The organism is Microcoleus vaginatus PCC 9802 (assembly GCA_022701275.1).
Classification (GTDB): domain Bacteria; phylum Cyanobacteriota; class Cyanobacteriia; order Cyanobacteriales; family Microcoleaceae; genus Microcoleus; species Microcoleus vaginatus_A.
The window spans coordinates 790,846-807,279 of sequence record CP031740.1; the positions used below are offsets into that span (position 1 = coordinate 790,846).

Annotated in this window: 16 protein-coding genes; 11 read left to right on the forward strand and 5 right to left on the reverse strand. The window is 46.2% G+C overall.

Annotated elements, in window-relative coordinates:
- Positions 1-273 precede the first annotated feature (273 nt).
- The 4 genes from D0A34_03290 to D0A34_03305 all read left to right on the forward strand — a co-directional run bounded on the left by D0A34_03290 (position 274) and on the right by D0A34_03305 (position 4,719).
- Positions 274-2,007, forward strand: a complete 1,734-nt coding sequence (locus tag D0A34_03290) for a calcium-binding protein (protein ID UNU18018.1) — start codon at positions 274-276, stop codon at positions 2,005-2,007.
- Between the two features lie 389 nt (positions 2,008-2,396).
- Complete coding sequence (locus D0A34_03295) at positions 2,397-4,103, forward strand: calcium-binding protein (GenBank protein ID UNU18019.1); 1,707 nt, start codon at positions 2,397-2,399, stop codon at positions 4,101-4,103.
- Positions 4,104-4,148: 45 nt separating this feature from the next.
- Positions 4,149-4,388: a hypothetical protein gene (locus D0A34_03300; GenBank protein UNU18020.1), complete on the forward strand. Its 240-nt coding sequence runs from the start codon at positions 4,149-4,151 to the stop codon at positions 4,386-4,388.
- Between the two features lie 49 nt (positions 4,389-4,437).
- The gene (locus D0A34_03305; protein ID UNU18021.1) at positions 4,438-4,719 is read left to right on the forward strand and encodes a hypothetical protein; all 282 of its coding nucleotides are present in this window, start codon (positions 4,438-4,440) and stop codon (positions 4,717-4,719) included.
- Positions 4,720-4,842: 123 nt separating this feature from the next.
- On the opposite strand, the gene D0A34_03310 is transcribed toward D0A34_03305, so the two are convergent.
- On the reverse strand, positions 4,843-5,535 hold the full coding sequence (locus D0A34_03310; GenBank protein UNU18022.1) for a DUF2259 domain-containing protein: 693 nt from the start codon (positions 5,533-5,535) through the stop codon (positions 4,843-4,845).
- Positions 5,536-5,942: 407 nt separating this feature from the next.
- On the opposite strand from D0A34_03310, the gene clpB reads away from it, so the two are divergent.
- The gene (clpB, locus tag D0A34_03315; GenBank protein UNU18023.1) at positions 5,943-8,558 is read left to right on the forward strand and encodes an ATP-dependent chaperone ClpB; all 2,616 of its coding nucleotides are present in this window, start codon (positions 5,943-5,945) and stop codon (positions 8,556-8,558) included.
- A gap of 107 nt (positions 8,559-8,665) precedes the next feature.
- Here the strand turns inward: clpB and D0A34_03320 are convergent, their stop codons facing one another.
- The gene (locus tag D0A34_03320) at positions 8,666-8,842 is read right to left on the reverse strand and encodes a hypothetical protein (protein ID UNU18024.1); all 177 of its coding nucleotides are present in this window, start codon (positions 8,840-8,842) and stop codon (positions 8,666-8,668) included.
- A gap of 209 nt (positions 8,843-9,051) precedes the next feature.
- Here D0A34_03320 and D0A34_03325 point away from each other — a divergent pair, with 209 nt between their 5' ends.
- From D0A34_03325 to D0A34_03335, 3 genes are all read left to right on the forward strand, one after another.
- Positions 9,052-9,282 (forward strand): hypothetical protein, encoded by a 231-nt coding sequence (locus D0A34_03325; protein ID UNU18025.1) that lies wholly within the window; start codon positions 9,052-9,054, stop codon positions 9,280-9,282.
- A gap of 160 nt (positions 9,283-9,442) precedes the next feature.
- Positions 9,443-10,522 carry a DUF262 domain-containing protein gene (locus D0A34_03330; GenBank protein UNU18026.1) on the forward strand — a complete coding sequence of 360 codons (1,080 nt, stop codon included), beginning with the start codon at positions 9,443-9,445 and terminating at the stop codon, positions 10,520-10,522.
- 2 nt (positions 10,523-10,524) lie between these two features.
- On the forward strand, positions 10,525-11,217 hold the full coding sequence (locus D0A34_03335) for a hypothetical protein (protein UNU18027.1): 693 nt from the start codon (positions 10,525-10,527) through the stop codon (positions 11,215-11,217).
- Positions 11,218-11,307: 90 nt separating this feature from the next.
- Here the strand turns inward: D0A34_03335 and D0A34_03340 are convergent, their stop codons facing one another.
- The gene (locus tag D0A34_03340; GenBank protein ID UNU18028.1) at positions 11,308-11,967 is read right to left on the reverse strand and encodes a hypothetical protein; all 660 of its coding nucleotides are present in this window, start codon (positions 11,965-11,967) and stop codon (positions 11,308-11,310) included.
- Between D0A34_03340 and D0A34_03345 the strand changes: the two genes are divergently transcribed.
- The gene (locus D0A34_03345; GenBank protein ID UNU18029.1) at positions 11,966-12,154 is read left to right on the forward strand and encodes a hypothetical protein; all 189 of its coding nucleotides are present in this window, start codon (positions 11,966-11,968) and stop codon (positions 12,152-12,154) included. The genes D0A34_03340 and D0A34_03345 overlap by 2 nt on opposite strands.
- Positions 12,155-12,198: 44 nt before the next feature.
- On the opposite strand, the gene D0A34_03350 is transcribed toward D0A34_03345, so the two are convergent.
- Entirely contained in the window at positions 12,199-13,224 is a 1,026-nt protein-coding gene (locus tag D0A34_03350; protein UNU18030.1) for a YihY/virulence factor BrkB family protein, read from the reverse strand.
- A 144-nt stretch (positions 13,225-13,368) separates the two neighbouring features.
- On the opposite strand from D0A34_03350, the gene D0A34_03355 reads away from it, so the two are divergent.
- Together D0A34_03355 and D0A34_03360 are read left to right on the forward strand one after the other, a co-directional pair.
- Positions 13,369-14,001 (forward strand): hypothetical protein, encoded by a 633-nt coding sequence (locus D0A34_03355; protein UNU18031.1) that lies wholly within the window; start codon positions 13,369-13,371, stop codon positions 13,999-14,001.
- A gap of 309 nt (positions 14,002-14,310) precedes the next feature.
- The gene (locus tag D0A34_03360) at positions 14,311-15,300 is read left to right on the forward strand and encodes a mechanosensitive ion channel family protein (protein ID UNU18032.1); all 990 of its coding nucleotides are present in this window, start codon (positions 14,311-14,313) and stop codon (positions 15,298-15,300) included.
- Between the two features lie 137 nt (positions 15,301-15,437).
- Here D0A34_03360 and purU read toward each other — a convergent pair whose 3' ends face one another.
- Positions 15,438-16,292, reverse strand: coding sequence for a formyltetrahydrofolate deformylase (gene purU / locus D0A34_03365; GenBank protein UNU18033.1), 855 nt, complete (start codon positions 16,290-16,292; stop codon positions 15,438-15,440).
- Between the last annotated feature and the right edge of the window lie 142 nt (positions 16,293-16,434).

The window sequence follows — 16,434 nt, forward strand, 5'->3', positions numbered from 1 at the left end:
GAAAAAGAAAGAGGAAGGAAGAGGGAAATTTTAAAAGGTATTGATATAGCAACCGCCAATGTGGTTAGGGCATAAAATGTAAGTAGCCTCAATTGCCGTGCGATCGCAAAACCCATCTCCAAAGTTGCACTTTTAAATATCAATGCTTCGGACAGTTTTTGATTACCAACCGTAGAATATTTCAAGGCTCCAAGGCAATCGAGCTACTAACGGAAAATCAAGGGTTTCAGACTACGAAATAAAAACATCCAGACTATTGAAATATCAGGGCTTATGAATATTACTCGCGTCTCAGTTGACTCAGCAGGCAATCAGGGCAATCAAGGCCCCTTCTCCTTGACCTCTCCTTCCATTTCGCCCGACGGGCGGTTTGTGGCGTTTTATTCTTATGCCACCAACCTCGTGCCGGGAGATACTAACAATCACCGAGACATCTTTGTGCGGGACACGCTCACCAATACCATCACCCGCGTCTCAGTTGACTCAGCAGGCAATCAGGCGAATGCAGACTCCTTCAGCCCCTCCATCTCAACCGACGGGCGGTTTGTGGCGTTTCATTCAGATGCCACCAACCTCGTGCCGGGGGATACTAACGATAACCCTGACATCTTCGTGCGGGACACGCTCACTAATACCACCACCCGCGTCTCTCTAGATTCGGCAGGCAATCAGGCGGACACTGAGCTGTACAAGGGTTCCAGCGGCCCCTCCATCTCAGCCGACGGGAGGTTTGTGGCGTTTTATTCAGCTTCCGCCGACTTTGTGCCCGGGGATACTAACGAAACCTACGACATCTTCGTGCGGGACACGCTCACCAATACCACCACCCGCGTCTCTGTAGACTCGGCAGGCAATCAGGGGAACAATACCTCCTTAGACCAATTGACAGTCAGCGGCTCCTCCAGCCCCTCCATCTCAGCCGACGGGAGGTTTGTCGCGTTTCAATCATATTCCTCCAACCTCGTGCCGGGGGATACCAACGATAAACCTGACATCTTCGTGCGGGACACGCTCACCAATACAACCACCCGCGTGTCAGTAGATTCAGCAGGCAATCAGGGAAACAGTGGCTCCGACAGCCCCTCCATCTCAGCCGACGGGCGGTTTGTGACATTTGACTCTAATGCCTCCAACCTCGTGCCGGGGGATACTAACGACACCTACGACATCTTCGTGCGGGACACGCTCACCAATACCACCACCCGCGTCTCTGTAGACTCAGCAGGCAATCAGGGCAACGATAGCTCTTTCTACGACCCGTCCATCTCGGCCAACGGGCGGTTTGTGGCGTTTGCTTCTTCAGCCTCCAACCTCGTGCCGGGGGACACTAACAATTACGGCGACATTTTCGTGCGGGACACGCTCACCAATACCACCACCCGCGTCTCTGTAGATTCAGCAGGCAATCAGGGGAACAATTCCTCCTTCGACCCCTCCATCTCAGCCGATGGGCGGAGAGTAGCGTTTGATTCAGAGGCTTCCAACCTCGTGCCGGGAGATACTAACAATACCTTCGATGTCTTTGTTTCTGACATCGGCAACACTCCAGACAATAACCCTCCTAATAACAACATCAACGGCACGGACGGCAACGACCTCCTGACTGGCACCAGCGGCAACGATATCATCAACGCTGTGGAAGGGAATGACGTACTCACCGGCTTGCGGGGCAACGATATCCTTGTCGGGGGCGACGGCAGGGATGTCCTGAATGGCGGCAAAGGTTTTGACACTCTCAACGGCGGTTTGGGAAACGATATTCTAGTCGGCGGCGGGGGCAACGATGTCTTTGTTTTAGGTGCCGGGTTGGGAGTTGATACGATCGCTGATTTCGCCAACTCTCAAGATACCGTGCAATTAATCAATGGTTTGACCTTCCGACAGCTATCGATTTCGCCGGGAACTGACGGCACATTAATTACAGTAGCTGGCAGCGGTGAAGTTTTAGCTTCTTTGATAGGTGTTGCTCCCAATCTCATGGGTTCTGAAGATTTCATCTCGGTCTAGAGTTTGAGTTTTCCCACTTAGTCTTACCCTGCAACCCTATAGAGATTGAAACATTCATAAAAAGGTAGAAATATCAGTATTTGGTTGAAGGGTAGTTTTCTTACCTAACCCTTACCCAGTATACGTTTTACTGATTTAACTATAAGGTTTATAGTTATAGCAACCGCCAAGGTGGTTAGGGCATAAAGTGTAAATAGCCCCACTTGCCGTGCGATCGCAAAACCCATCTCCAAAGTTGTACTCTTAAATATCAATACTTCGGACAGTTTTTGATTACCAGCCGTAGAATAAGGGTTTCAAGGCTCTAAGGCAATCGAGCTATCAACGAAAAATCCCGGGTTTCAGACTACGAAATAAAAACAGTTCGGACTATTGAAATATCAGGGCTTATGAATATTACTCGCGTCTCAGTTGACTCAGCAGGCAATCAGGCCAATCAAAATCCATCGGTAACCTCCGATCCTTCCATTTCGTCCGACGGGCGGTTTGTGGCGTTTGGATCTCCAGCATCCAACCTCGTGCCGGGGGACACTAACGCTAGTAGTGATGTCTTTGTGCACGACACGCTAGCCAATACCACGACCAGTGTCTCAGTTGACTCAGCAGGCAATCAGGGGAACAAGTATTCCGGCGATCCCTCCCTCTCAGCCGACGGGCGGTTTGTGGCGTTTGAGTCTGGTGCCACAAACCTCGTACCGGGGGACACTAACAATACAAACGACATCTTCGTGCGGGACTTGTTGACGAATACTACCACCCACGTCTCAGTTGACTCAGCAGGTAATCAGGGGAACAAGTATTCCAGCAATCCCTCCATCTCAGCCGGCGGGCGGTTTGTGGCATTTTTCTCTTATGCCACAAACCTCGTGCCGGGGGACACTAACAATAGCGGCCACATCTTCGTGCGAGACTTGTTGATGAATACCACCACCCGCGTCTCAGTTGACTCAGCAGGCAATCAGGGAAACAAGTATTCCGGCGAACCCTCCATCTCAGCCAACGGGCGGTTTGTGGCATTTAGGTCTGAGGCCACAAACCTCGTACCGGGGGACACTAACAATAACACCGACATCTTCGTGCGGGATTTGTTGACGAATACCACCACCCGCGTTTCTGTTGGCTCAGCAGGTAATCAGGGGAATAATGGGTTCGGCGAACCCTCCATCTCAGCCGACGGGCGGTTGGTGGCATTTTCTTCTAATGCTACCAACCTCGTGCCGGGGGATACTAACAATAGACACGACATCTTCGTGCGGGACACGCTAGCCAATACCACCACTCGCGTCTCTGTTGACTCAGCCGGCAATCAGGCGAACGATTCCTCCGTCTTCAGCCCCTCCGTCTCAGCCAACGGGAGGTTTGTGGCGTTTTCTTCTAATGCCTCCAACCTCGTGCCGGGGGATAGTAACAATAGCCACGACATCTTCGTGCGGGACTTGTTGACAAATACCACCACCCGCGTCTCAGTTGACTCAGCCGGTAATCAGGGGAACAACGGGTCTTTTGAGCCCTCCATCTCTGCAGATGGGCAGAGAGTAGCGTTTTCATCTGAGGCTAGTAACCTCGTACCGGGGGATACTAACTTTACTTTCAATAGCCGCCTCGATGTCTTTGTTTCTGACACCGGTAGCACTCCAGGCAATAACCCTCCTGATAACACCATCAACGGCAGTCCCGACAACGACATTTTGACTGGCACCAGCGGCAACGACATCCTCAACGGTGTGGAAGGGAATGACGTACTTATGGGTTTGCGAGGCAACGATATCCTTGTCGGGGGGGACGGCAGGGATGTCCTGAATGGCGGCAAAGGTTTTGACACTCTCAACGGCGGTTTGGGAAACGATATTCTAGCCGGCGGCGGGGGCAACGATGTCTTTGTTTTAGGTGCCGGATTGGGAGTGGATACAATTGCTGATTTCGCCAACTCTCAAGATACCGTGCAACTAATCAATGGCTTGACCTTCGGACAGCTATCAATTTCGCCGGGAACTGACGGCACATTAATTACAGTAGCCAGCAGCGGTGAAGTTTTAGCTTCTTTGATAGGTGTTGCTCCCAATCTCATCGGTTCTGAAGATTTCATCTCGGTCTAGAGATAGTAAAGTGGTCATTTGTGAAATCACTTTTACTCAGGGAACATGATTAAAATTGGCAAACAATCCTTGGCATTAATAGGCACAGTTATTGCATTTTCGCAACCTATTTTTAGCGCTTGCTTCACAAGAAAGCAACAGCGAACTGAGCAAACTTCAATTTTTCTGAGAAGCCCAAAAATGGTTGTTGCCGATCGAGAAACAGTTTCTGCGATCCCCAACAACCCCGCCAATCTGTCTTGTCCGAACCTCCGCCGCCCCTTTTACCGTCGTTGGAGCGTGTAATCGAACAGTTTTTGAAATTTGGCCTTAAACAAGTTTACTGCCAACACTTGTGACAGGACAGGTGGTGGTGATGGATAATGCCACGTTTCATAAAGGTGGTCGAATTGAGGAATTGATTCAAAGTGTAGGGTGTAGATTGTTGTATTTACCGCCGTACTCCCCTGATTTGAACAGAATTGAACAAAGAAGAGTGTTGGCCGGGGAGTCGCATCCGCAAACAATTAGATCGGGAGAGATTGTTTACGTTCTGGCGACCCTTGGATGTCCTACGCCTTGCCTCCGGCGCCGACGAAAGCGGTTGCTATATATCAATTATCAAAATAAAGAATAATTAACAACCCGATCGGGACTGACGCACAGACTCTATCTGTAGGTGGGCCGTGTGTACCTTACATATAGGGGTTCTGCGTAAGTTTTGATAATTCCCAGGTCAAAACCTGGGAATATAGCAAGCCTACAGAACAAAGCCTTGTACAACAGTAGTTTTCAAGACTCCTTCAAAAGTGCGTTCTGTCTTGTCCACCAGGACAACGACATTGCGCCCGTTCGGAGACAAACGAACTTCTCGGATTGAATAAGAGAACACCCAATCTTGAAAATTGTTCAGCGATCCGAGGACACGCTGCCGACCGTTATGATTAATTACAAGACGCATTGCCGCGCTTTCTTTGCCAGGAGAAGCATTTTTTTGCCGCTGTTCCAGGCGAATTTGTAAAGGCTTTGCTGTATTGACTTTGACGGCGACTGTCTCGCTTCCATTGGCTCCGGGAGTACGAGAAATAATGTTGAGTTTAGTTCCAGCTTGAGGAGGAGCTAACTTCAAAGTTTCCCTGCTATTCCAACTTTTTTTAAGCAAGTCATCTTCTGCCATTTTAGTGCTTTTATTGGAGTCTGGCTCGCCATATTGAGTTTGGATACACCCATTTTTGATGCAGGAATTTGCAGCAACTTGGACAATTTGCAATTTTGCTTTGGGAATTCCCGCTCCTGTATCTCTGGAACTTTCTAGATACAAGTAGTAATTGCTGTTGGCGGAAAAACCCGACATCCGGTGTGCGGCACGCCAGGTACTTGCCAAAGCTTCAGGGGCGACTGCCATCGCGGCACTTGCTATAATTCCTAACGAAATTAAAGGTAAAATTTTCATAGCTATATTTTCCAGGTGTGAGAGTTATAGCGGCTGTTATTGATGCGTAAAACAATAACGCTTTGGGTTTAGCTATAGGACTGTGACGCTTATCAAGTCCTCTCTCCTATTTACATGAGTGTTTCTCCATTTTCCGCAAGAGACTGTTTAAGAATGTGCAGTTTTTTCAAGTGGCACTAGAAAGCATTTTTAATTTGAGAGTTGCTTTTATCCAAGAGTGCAACTTTTAGGGGCGACACTTTGCTTTTGGCTGCCAGAGACTGCGACAAAGGACGGAAATACCTATCTACAGAGAGGGGAACACCGATCCGATCGCCCTCCGCAACTCCCTACAATGACAATTGTACGGGCGATCGAGCAATTGCCTCTACAGCAGTCATCATTTTTAATGCAGGGAATTAAAATTTATGCAACCGAATAATCCAAACCAATTTACCGAAAAAGCCTGGGAAGCGCTCGCCCGCACCCCCGAAATCGTCAAAGCAGCCCAGCAGCAGCAGCTAGAAAGCGAACATTTGATGAAAGCTTTGCTGGAACAAGAATCGGGGCTCGCTAGCAGCTTATTTAACAAAGCGGGAGTTGCTGTAGCAAAATTGCGCGATCGCACTGATGAGTTTATCAGCCGCCAGCCGAAAATCTCAGGAAGCGGCGGCAACGTTTATCTAGGCCGTTCTCTCGACACTTTGCTCGATCGCGCCGAAACTTATCGCAAAGACTACGGCGATGAATTTATTTCGATCGAGCATTTGATACTAGGTTACGTTAAGGACGATCGTTTTGGCAAAAACCTACTACAAGAATTTAAACTAGATGAAGCCAAGCTCAAAGATATCATTACCCAAGTCCGGGGGAAGAACAAAGTGACCGATCAAAATCCAGAAGGCAAATACGAAGCGCTGGAAAAATACGGCCGAGATTTGACAGAAGCAGCGCGTCAAGGCAAACTCGATCCGGTAATTGGACGGGATGACGAAATCCGCCGCACGATTCAAATTTTGAGCCGTCGTACCAAAAATAATCCGGTATTGATTGGGGAACCGGGAGTCGGCAAAACTGCGATCGCCGAAGGACTCGCCCAGCGAATTATCACCGGAGATGTGCCCCAATCTCTCAAAGACAGACAATTAATTAGCTTAGATATGGGCGCGTTAATTGCCGGCGCAAAATTCCGAGGAGAATTTGAAGAACGCTTGAAAGCGGTGCTCAAAGAAGTTACCGACAGCAACGGCAAAGTCATCTTATTTATTGATGAAATTCACACCGTTGTCGGTGCCGGCGCAACTCAAGGCTCGATGGATGCCGGCAACTTGCTAAAACCAATGTTAGCGAGGGGAGAATTGCGCTGTATCGGCGCTACAACTCTCGACGAATACCGCAAGTACCTCGAAAAAGATGCGGCACTAGAACGCCGTTTTCAACAAGTTTATGTTGACCAACCGACAGTTGAAGATACTGTCTCGATTTTGCGGGGCTTGAAAGAACGCTACGAAGTTCACCACGGCGTGAAAATTTCTGACAGCGCCCTAGTGGCGGCGGCTACTTTGTCTACTCGATATATTAGCGATCGCTTCCTGCCAGACAAAGCCATTGACTTAGTGGACGAAGCAGCCGCTAAACTCAAAATGGAGATTACCTCCAAGCCGGAAGAACTAGACGAAATCGATCGCAGGATTTTGCAGCTAGAAATGGAAAGACTGTCGCTGCAAAAAGAAAGTAACCTGGCTTCGATCGAACGTTTGGAAAGACTGGAAAAAGACTTAGCCAACCTCAAGGAACAGCAAAACGCTTTGAATGCCCAGTGGCAATCGGAAAAAGGTGTCATCGGCAGCATTCAAAAGATTAAAGAACAGATTGATAAGGTGAATATTGAAATTCAACAATCTGAATTAAAATATGACCTGAACCGCGCTGCTGAGTTGAAATACGGCACGTTAACTCAGTTGCAAAAACAACTGCAAGAAGCGGAAACTCAACTGACAGCAACTCAAACCACAGGTCAAACTCTGCTGCGGGAAGAAGTCACCGAATCCGACATTGCCGAGATTATTTCTAAGTGGACGGGAATTCCGATCAGCAAGTTGGTTGAATCGGAAATGCAGAAACTTCTGCACTTGGAAGATGAACTGCACAAGCGGGTAATTGGACAGGATGAAGCAGTGACGGCGGTTGCAGATGCAATTCAGCGATCGCGCGCAGGTTTAGCCGATCCAAATCGTCCGGTTGCAAGTTTTATCTTCCTCGGCCCCACGGGTGTTGGCAAAACCGAATTAGCCAAAGCATTAGCGTCTTATCTGTTCGACACGGAAGAAGCGATCGTGCGAATTGATATGTCGGAATACATGGAGAAACACGCGGTTTCACGGTTAATTGGTGCGCCTCCGGGATACGTTGGCTACGATGAAGGCGGACAATTAACTGAGGCTGTGCGCCGCCGTCCTTACTCCGTGATTCTATTCGATGAAATTGAGAAAGCGCACCCGGATGTATTCAACATCATGCTGCAAATTCTGGATGACGGCCGCGTTACCGATGCTCAAGGTCACACAGTAGACTTTAAGAATTCTGTGATTATTATGACATCGAATGTTGGCTCTCAATACATCTTAGATGTGGCGGGAGATAACGAAGAAATGCGGAGTCGGGTGATGGAAGCGATGCGGGGAACTTTCCGCCCGGAATTCTTGAACCGGATTGATGAGATGATTATCTTCCACGGTTTGAGTAAGGCCGAACTGCGGCAGATTGTGCTGTTGCAAGTTAAGCGGTTGGAAAAACGGTTAGCCGATCGCAAAATGTCTCTGAAATTGTCGGAATCTGCGATCGACTTCTTAGCAGAAATTGGTTACGATCCGGTTTACGGTGCGCGACCTTTGAAGCGAGGAATTCAGCGCGAGTTGGAAACGCAAATGGCCAAGGGTATTTTGCGGGGAGATTTTGCCGATGGCGATACCATTTTTGTGGATATCGAGAATGAAAGGTTGGCGTTTAAGCGGCTGCCGGCTCAGTTGGTGACTGCCAAATAATTTGGATAGGGTGGGCTGCGGCCCACCTTATTTTTTTGAGGCGATGGTTCTTTTTTTAACCGCAGATGTAGGCGGATGGACGCGGATGGGATTGCGGGCGATCGTTCTTAAGGGCGAGCGCTTTCTGATTTATCTTTTTTCTGCTCTTGGCGTTCTCTAACAGATTTCGTCAGCAGGTACGTTGTCAAACTGCTGACGGATCTGCTTTCTTCTTCTGCCCATTCTTCCAGAGCTTTTTGAATTTCCTCTGGTAGGTATGCGGTAACTCGTCCCCGTGAAGCCATTTCGTTGTACTGCAAAACATTTCAATACAGTCCATCTTACGCTGTTTTGAGTTAAAACCGATAAAAATATTTCATTTTAAGTCATTTTATATTATTGTACGTCATAATGTGTTATGATGCGACCTGTAAACAGTCAAAAGCCAGCCCCTTACTGTCCAAGGTTCCGGGCTGGCTCTGGCTCCAACAATTCACTGGAGACGGATTCTATTATGACGTACAAAGAACGCTTGTGCTGTTGGGCGATCGCCCGTTTGTTACCGACTCAGCAATGGATTATTGTTGCCCGCTTCCGCAGTCGTTCAGATGCAGACGGGCATTTTCAGTTTTTGCGACAAACTATACCTCACGTTAAGTTTGAGGTTGTGTTCGATCGCAGTGGAAATAGTCACCGTTTATCCGCGACCTGCCGCCCTTCCAATTTCGTCACCAGCGCGTTATAAATGGTAACTTTCGCGGCAACTTCGGTTAACTAAACATTGGCGATCGCACTTTTTTTGATAAGTGCGATCGCTTTTACGAAGTAAGTCCCAAATTTTTATCGTAAAATCATAGTACCGATAAGTCTATTCACTCCGCAATATCCGATTATTATTTAAGAATATGCGATCGAAACTAGAAATTACCGAGCAACACAAAAAGGTTGATGCTGCTGAAGCCGAAATCCGCGACAAGCAGCAGCTAGTTAACTACGATACCAAAGAGTATCCAGTCGAAATACTCGTTCAAAAATATATGGCAGGAAAGGATGATGATACCAATGAGTTGTTCATCCCCGACTACCAACGTGAAATGGCTTGGGATGAAGCAACGCAGTCAAGGTTTATTGAGTCTATAATTTTGGGTGTACCAATACCTTATATTTTTGTTGCGGAAATCCATGAGGACGAAGATGAACCCCGTTTAGCAATAATAGATGGTACACAACGCATTCGGACTCTAAGTAGATTTATCAATAACGAATTAACCTTGACCGAATTAAAGAAAATACAGAGTTTAAATGGATTTAAATTTTCTGATTTGCCCCTAGCCCGTCAGAGGCGCTTCAACCGCACTACACTTCGGATGATTCAACTAACTGAAAGTGCAAATGAGGAAGTGCGAAGAGATATATTTGAACGCATTAATACAGGTAGCGTCGAGCTAAATGAGATGGAAAAGCGCAGAGGCATACTGCCCGGCCAGTTTCTTGATCTGATTGAGGAACTATCGAAACATGATAAGTTCCGCAAATTATGCGCTTTTTCTGAGTCTGCTATTCGCAGCCGCGAACCGCAAGAATTTGTGTTGCGTTTTTTTGCCTTTTTAAATAACTATGAGAAGTTTAATAGTAAGATAAACATATTCCTTGATGAGTATTTGAAGCAAGTAAATGCAGAGCCGAAATTCGATCGCGAAAAAATGCGGGCAGAATTCGAGTCAATGCTAAATTTTGTAGAAAAATATTTTCCTCAAGGATTTCGCCAAGGTAAAAATGGCGCGAGAACAACAACTCGGATTAAATTCGAGTCTCTGGCTGTCGGTGTTGCTCTTGCTTTGAGAAAAAACAGCAATCTTGAGCCAAAGTCAACAGAATTGCTCAATTCACAACAATTTAAGGATCTCACAAAATCTGATGCTAGCAGTTCTAAAAATAAAGTAGTTTCACGCATTGAGTATGTCCGCGACCGACTGCTAGGCTAAAGATGAATACTGTACTCTTAGATTTCAATACACGGGCTCAAGAGGTAGATGATTACTTCATCTTTTTACATGGCTTAATCAAACAAACCACTAAGTTAGCTGTCGCCGATAGTGCTGGACAAGATCAAATACAAAGTCTTAATCCTGAGTTGGCAAAAACTCTTAAAGCCAATGGCTTTTTGTTATTGTATAACTTAGTTGAATCCACTATGCGAAATGCCATTGTAGCCATATTTGATGAGTTTAAAAATCAAGCAATCTCCTTCGATCAACTCAAACCCGAAATCAAAATGATTGTTCTTCAAAATCTTAAAAACCGTTCTCCTAAGAAAATTCATTTACAAATCAACCAAATATCTATAGACATCATCACAGCTACATTTGAACGCGAAGAACTATTTTCAGGGAATGTGGATGCTAGGTTGATTAAAGAAATAGCAGAAAAATATGGCTTTTCATGTAAAACAGAACCTACTAAGACAAAAGACGGGCAAAATCTTTTAGTTGTTAAAAGCAACAGGAACGACTTAGCCCACGGAGTTAAGTCTTTTGAGGAAGTGGGGCGAGATCAGACTATTGAGGAACTTTTAGAGATTAAGGAGGAAGTCATAGAATACCTACGTCAAATACTGGAGAATATTAAAACTTATCTTGACAATCAAGAGTATTTGGATGTCACTACAGGTCCTCCATAATTTTAGGCTAAGAAACCGGGTTTCTCTGAGAATTTAGGTTGGATGGCGAGATATCTCGGAAGAAACCCGGTTTCTGGGGATGATGCGAGGCTACTGCCGCACCATCACAGACTTAATTACAGCATTCGGCTGATATTTATTAGTCTGATAAAATCCCCCTTGACCAGCCCCATAAACTCCCCCAAATTGTTTGCCTTCAGCCTTGGGAACAAACATAATGTTTCTAGTGGGTTGCTTGGCAAATAAAACCCCTTCTCTCATCTCATTATCCACGTTATAAGATAAAGTAGCCTTGCCGTAAATTGCCTCAGCTTGTTTCAGAGTCATTCCCGGTCCGACGCCCTGAACTGTTTTATAATTGGCATTTTCAGTCATCAAAAGTTCAATGACATCGGTATCTTTTAGCTTTGTTCCCGCAGCATAAATAACCCGATATTGCACTTTTCGCGACTGGGTGACAGCCACAGCATCAAAGTCTACCATAAAAGGAGACTGTACCTTAAACTGTGCTGTGGAACCCAGAGCCTTTTTCAATTGTCCGAAAGTCATCCCCACCTTCGCCGATCCAATTCCGCGATCGGAAATTGTTAAACTTGCAGAAGGTGTTTTTTGAGCAGCATTTGCCGCTTCTCCCAGCACATTTGTAGCCCCAGGCGCAGTGGAACCGGGAGTCGAAATTAAGGTGAGGTAACTGCCGATCGCCAATAAAACGGCTATCATTGATCCAGACAAAACTTTAACATTCAACATGACTAATTCTCCTAGATTTCAAATGCGACTATCTACCCGCATCTTTTGGGCTATACTGGGCCTCACCCTCCTACTTTGGATTCTCAGAGGTGTTGGCCTCTTGACATTCATTCCCGGTGGTGTCATTTGGATACTGATTTTGCTTTCTTTTGTTGCGGGCATCCTCAGCACTTTACTCCGTAGGTAAGCCAGCATCCGGCAAATAACAAATAACAAATAAAAATTAACCAATTATTTTAATTGTGATTGTTTCATTGCCTTGCCCACCGTCACATTTAATTGAGCGCCGCTCAGCATCACCAAAGAAGAAAGATTGAGCCACAGCAGCAACACAATAAAAGTTCCGATCGTCCCGTAAGTCCAAGTGTAATTGCTTAAATGCAAAACATAAAACCGAAATAAAGCTGAAAATAGCGCCCACAAAATAGCAGCAAAAACAGCTCCCGAAAAAATAGGAATATCTGGTTGACGGCGGCTAGGCCCGTAGCGGTAAACAAAGGCAAAAGCCAGTGATACAATTCCCAAAGAAATCGGCCACCGCCACAGACGCCAAACAGCTAACAGTTGCGATTCCAAAGGGCAATTGCTGGCGAGGAGCAAGCAATTTTGGACATCTTTTAAATCGCAAGTGGCAACGGACTCCAGCAGGCAACTCTGGCGGGCAATAGCTTGTACAATTAAGTCGCTGACAAATACTACTCCCGATGCCAGAATCAATAGTATAATTGTGCCGATACTCAGCGCCAGAGAAATAAGTTTGGCTTTCCAAAAGGGTCGAGTTCGATCGCTCGGGATTTCATGGATGCGATCGAGTGCAGCCATCGCCGCGCTCATTACTCCAGAAAATGCCCAAATCGCCACAAGAAAGCTCACGGAAAACAGCCCTTTATTGCGAGTTAACAGAATTTCTTTGATTAAGCCGCGAATCAAATTCCGAACGTTATCGGGTATTACCTCCCCCAAAAGGCCCGCGAGTTGATAAAGTGTTGACTGCAAAGGTTCAAAGAGAGCGATCGCAGATAAGATAGCCAACAGCCCCGGAAACAGCGCCAGCATAGAATTGTAGGCCATTTGCGCCGACAGCCCCGGCAAGCGCTGCTCTCCCGCCTTAGCGCCGACTTCCTTGAGCGTGCCCCAAGTCAAACACCGACAAAACAGCCAAAAACCACCAACTTTCCTTTTGAGAGCTCGAAGCAGCCTTAAAAGCGCCTTAAACAAAGCTAAAATCAGGTAGCGCAACCAGTAAAAAATGTTCATAGCGCACAGGAAACGGGGCGAAAGATGAGGTAACACAAGTCGTTAATTAATTAAGCCATTATCAACTCGCAATTGCCAATTCCCAATTGCCAATTCCCAATTCCCCAATCTAAAATCTAAAATCTAAAATCTAAAATCAATATTATGGCTCAGGATGTCAGACAGTGGTTAGATGAAATCAAGCGGCTGCAACAGCAGTTAACAGAAGTTTCGCGCGATCGCGATGAGGCCGGTGAAAGTGCTGCTCAGTGGCGCCAACTCTACAATACCGAAGCCGAGCAGCGGCGGAATGATGCTAAATTAACTCAGCAAAGCATCGCTTCTCTGGAAGCACAAATAGAGCAATTACAAAGTTTCTCCCCCATTGTGCCCGAAGAGGATGATGCTGGGGTTGCTCGCCAGGAGGAAATCGCACAACTGCAAACCGTAGGCGAACTTAAAGCTAAGTTAGCAGAAGTTCTCCAAGAGCGCGATCGCGCGATCGAACAAGTTAAACAACTCACTCAAGCCCTCAAACAAGAAGAAGCCCGCCACGCTGAAACTAGCAAAAATTTAACTAGCGCCCTCGGAGATGCTGTTGACTTGCTCACGAAAGCCCAAAATCCCGCTCCTGCAAAAACCGAGACAGTATATTCTTTGGAGATAGTACCTACTCGCACTGCAAATCCTGGCGAAACTGCTCTGGAAATCCGCCAAACTTCCGCCCCAGGCAAAAATCCCGCCCAGCTTCCACCTTCTAAAAATCAGTTACTCGATTTACCGCCCTTTGGGAATTAGGAGTTAAAAATTCAGGAAGTGTCGCCATGGCGATTACCATCGGCAGGTGGGATTTAGTCAGCGATTCCTTGTTTTTGTTTTTCCTGCAATTAAGCGGTATTAATTCATCGGCTTCTTTATTATTCCGCACCTACAGAGGGTTTACTAATCGATGTAACTGTACTATATCCCAACCTATAATCCGCATTCAAAATTTTGAAAACTGCCAAAAAATCTGCCTCGCGCCGTACCAACCTACAGTCTTTAGATAGAATTTAATCGAGCTAAATTTTACTACTATCGACAACGACTGATGCGCGAGGAGACTTCATGAAGGCAGAGATATCCATAGTCTGGAAAAAGATTCAGAGCATGAGCGACAGCTTTATGCTCATGCTGCCTAATATTGTGCTGGCGTTAATTGTCTTTGCAATTTTTTACTGTGTGGGTAGGCAAATTAAGAGAGTGGTCAGGCGAGTTACCCGCAACCACCACCAAGCTCGAAATTTGGGGCTGGTGTTAGGACGGTTAGCCCAGAGTGCGATCGTTCTAGTGGGTCTGTTTATTGCTCTTTCGATTGTAATTCCCACATTGAAAGCTGGGGATTTGGTGCAACTGCTGGGAATTAGCGGGGTGGCGATTGGTTTTGCATTTCGCGAGATCTTGCAAAACTTCTTAGCCGGTATCCTAATTCTGTTGACGGAACCGTTCCGAATCGATGACCAAATTGTGTTTAAAAACTTTGAGGGAACGGTAGAAAATATTGAGACCCGCGCTACAACAATCCAAACTTATGATGGTCGCCGGATTGTCATTCCTAATGCGGAATTGTTTACGAATACGGTGACAGTGAATACCGCTTTCGATCAACGCCGCATGGAATACGATATTAGTATTGGTTACGGCGACGATATTGACCACGCCAAGCAGTTAATCCTGGAAGCACTGTACAGCCTGAAGGAGGTTTTGAAAGTTCCTGCACCCGATGTACTGGCGATGGATCTAGCAGAAAGTACGGTCAATATCCGCGTTCGGTGGTGGATTGCTCCGCCGCGCCGAATTGACGATCTGCGATCGCGCGACAAGGTAATTTGTGCTATTAAAAAAAAGCTATATGTGGAAAACGGCATCGATTTGCCTTATCCCACGCGGAACATCTTGTTCCACGATCGAACCGAAGAGATAGATGGCGATCGCTCCCAGCAGTGTGAAGGATGGCCCGCAGGCAAACGTAAAGTTCCGAAACCTCGTCGTATTAGTGGCTCTGTGCGAAAACTGACCCAAGGGCGATCGCAACAAGACGGCAACGGAAAATCTTAACCGCGTCACCAGTCATGAAAAATATCAAGTTGAGGAAACTTTGGGCTTCTCTGCATTTCGATCGTGAAACCGGAATTGATATCACTCGCCGAGTGATCAAAGGAGTAACAAACCAGGATTGATATGATGCCTAATTTTCAAGCAAAAACCACAGTCCGATTGCCGTAAACTAAAACACGATTTTGTAAATGATATCGCACCGCCCTGGCTAAAACAACCCTTTCTAAATCTTTACCTTTGCGAACCAAATCAGACACTTCATCGCGGTGACTGACGCGCACAACATCTTGTTCGATAATCGGGCCAGCATCTAAATCTGGTGTAACGTAGTGGGCTGTTGCACCGATAATTTTTACCCCTCTTTCATAAGCCCTTCCGTAGGGGTTTGCACCCACAAACGCGGGTAAAAATGAATGGTGAATATTAATCACATTGGGAAATTTTATGATAAAGTCTTGACTCAAAATTTGCATATATTTAGCCAAAACTACTAAATCAATATTATATTTTTTAATAATTTCTAACTGTTGTGCTTCTTGAATAGCTTTATTGTCTTTAGTAATGGGAATATACTCAAAGTCGATACCGTATTGTGCGGCAACAGGCTTTAAATTTTGATGGTTGCTGATTATCAGCGGAATTTCACCTCTGATTTCTTGCGCTCGCTGTCGCCAAATCAAGTCTAATAAACAATGATCTTGACGGCTTACAAAAACCGCGATCCGCCGAATTTGATGGGAGAAATGCAATTGCCAGTTGGCTTGTAAGTCCTTGGCTATTTCACTAAAAGCAGGTGTTATTTGTTCGGTGGTTAAGTCAAAATCATCTAATTGCCATTCTAGCCTGCTTAGAAATAATCCAGCGGTAAAATCTGTATGGTGATCCGCGTGGATGATATTGCCGTTGTGGGATGCGATAAAATTGGCAAGTAAGGCGACGAGTCCTTTGCGATCGGGACAGGCAATTAACAGGGTAGCAGTAGGGCTAGTCATAATATAATGACAAAATTGTCTCGCTGAGTCGATCGAGAAAAAAGCGCTCTCACAGGGGTTTATTGATACGCTTAGGGGCGGGCAAGATGCCCACCCCACAATGGATTTTAACTGAGAGTGGAACAGGCATCTTGCCTGTTTC

Coding starts and splice junctions, on each gene's coding strand:
- D0A34_03290 (UNU18018.1), top strand. CDS start 274: ATGAATATTACTCGCGTCTCAGTTGACTCAGCAGGCAATCAGGGCAAT.
- D0A34_03295 (UNU18019.1), top strand. CDS start 2,397: ATGAATATTACTCGCGTCTCAGTTGACTCAGCAGGCAATCAGGCCAAT.
- D0A34_03300 (UNU18020.1), top strand. CDS start 4,149: ATGATTAAAATTGGCAAACAATCCTTGGCATTAATAGGCACAGTTATT.
- D0A34_03310 (UNU18022.1), bottom strand. CDS start 5,535: ATGAAAATTTTACCTTTAATTTCGTTAGGAATTATAGCAAGTGCCGCG.
- clpB (UNU18023.1), top strand. CDS start 5,943: ATGCAACCGAATAATCCAAACCAATTTACCGAAAAAGCCTGGGAAGCG.
- D0A34_03320 (UNU18024.1), bottom strand. CDS start 8,842: ATGGCTTCACGGGGACGAGTTACCGCATACCTACCAGAGGAAATTCAA.
- D0A34_03325 (UNU18025.1), top strand. CDS start 9,052: ATGACGTACAAAGAACGCTTGTGCTGTTGGGCGATCGCCCGTTTGTTA.
- D0A34_03330 (UNU18026.1), top strand. CDS start 9,443: ATGCGATCGAAACTAGAAATTACCGAGCAACACAAAAAGGTTGATGCT.
- D0A34_03335 (UNU18027.1), top strand. CDS start 10,525: ATGAATACTGTACTCTTAGATTTCAATACACGGGCTCAAGAGGTAGAT.
- D0A34_03345 (UNU18029.1), top strand. CDS start 11,966: ATGACTAATTCTCCTAGATTTCAAATGCGACTATCTACCCGCATCTTT.
- D0A34_03340 (UNU18028.1), bottom strand. CDS start 11,967: ATGTTGAATGTTAAAGTTTTGTCTGGATCAATGATAGCCGTTTTATTG.
- D0A34_03350 (UNU18030.1), bottom strand. CDS start 13,224: ATGAACATTTTTTACTGGTTGCGCTACCTGATTTTAGCTTTGTTTAAG.
- D0A34_03355 (UNU18031.1), top strand. CDS start 13,369: ATGGCTCAGGATGTCAGACAGTGGTTAGATGAAATCAAGCGGCTGCAA.
- D0A34_03360 (UNU18032.1), top strand. CDS start 14,311: ATGAAGGCAGAGATATCCATAGTCTGGAAAAAGATTCAGAGCATGAGC.
- purU (UNU18033.1), bottom strand. CDS start 16,292: ATGACTAGCCCTACTGCTACCCTGTTAATTGCCTGTCCCGATCGCAAA.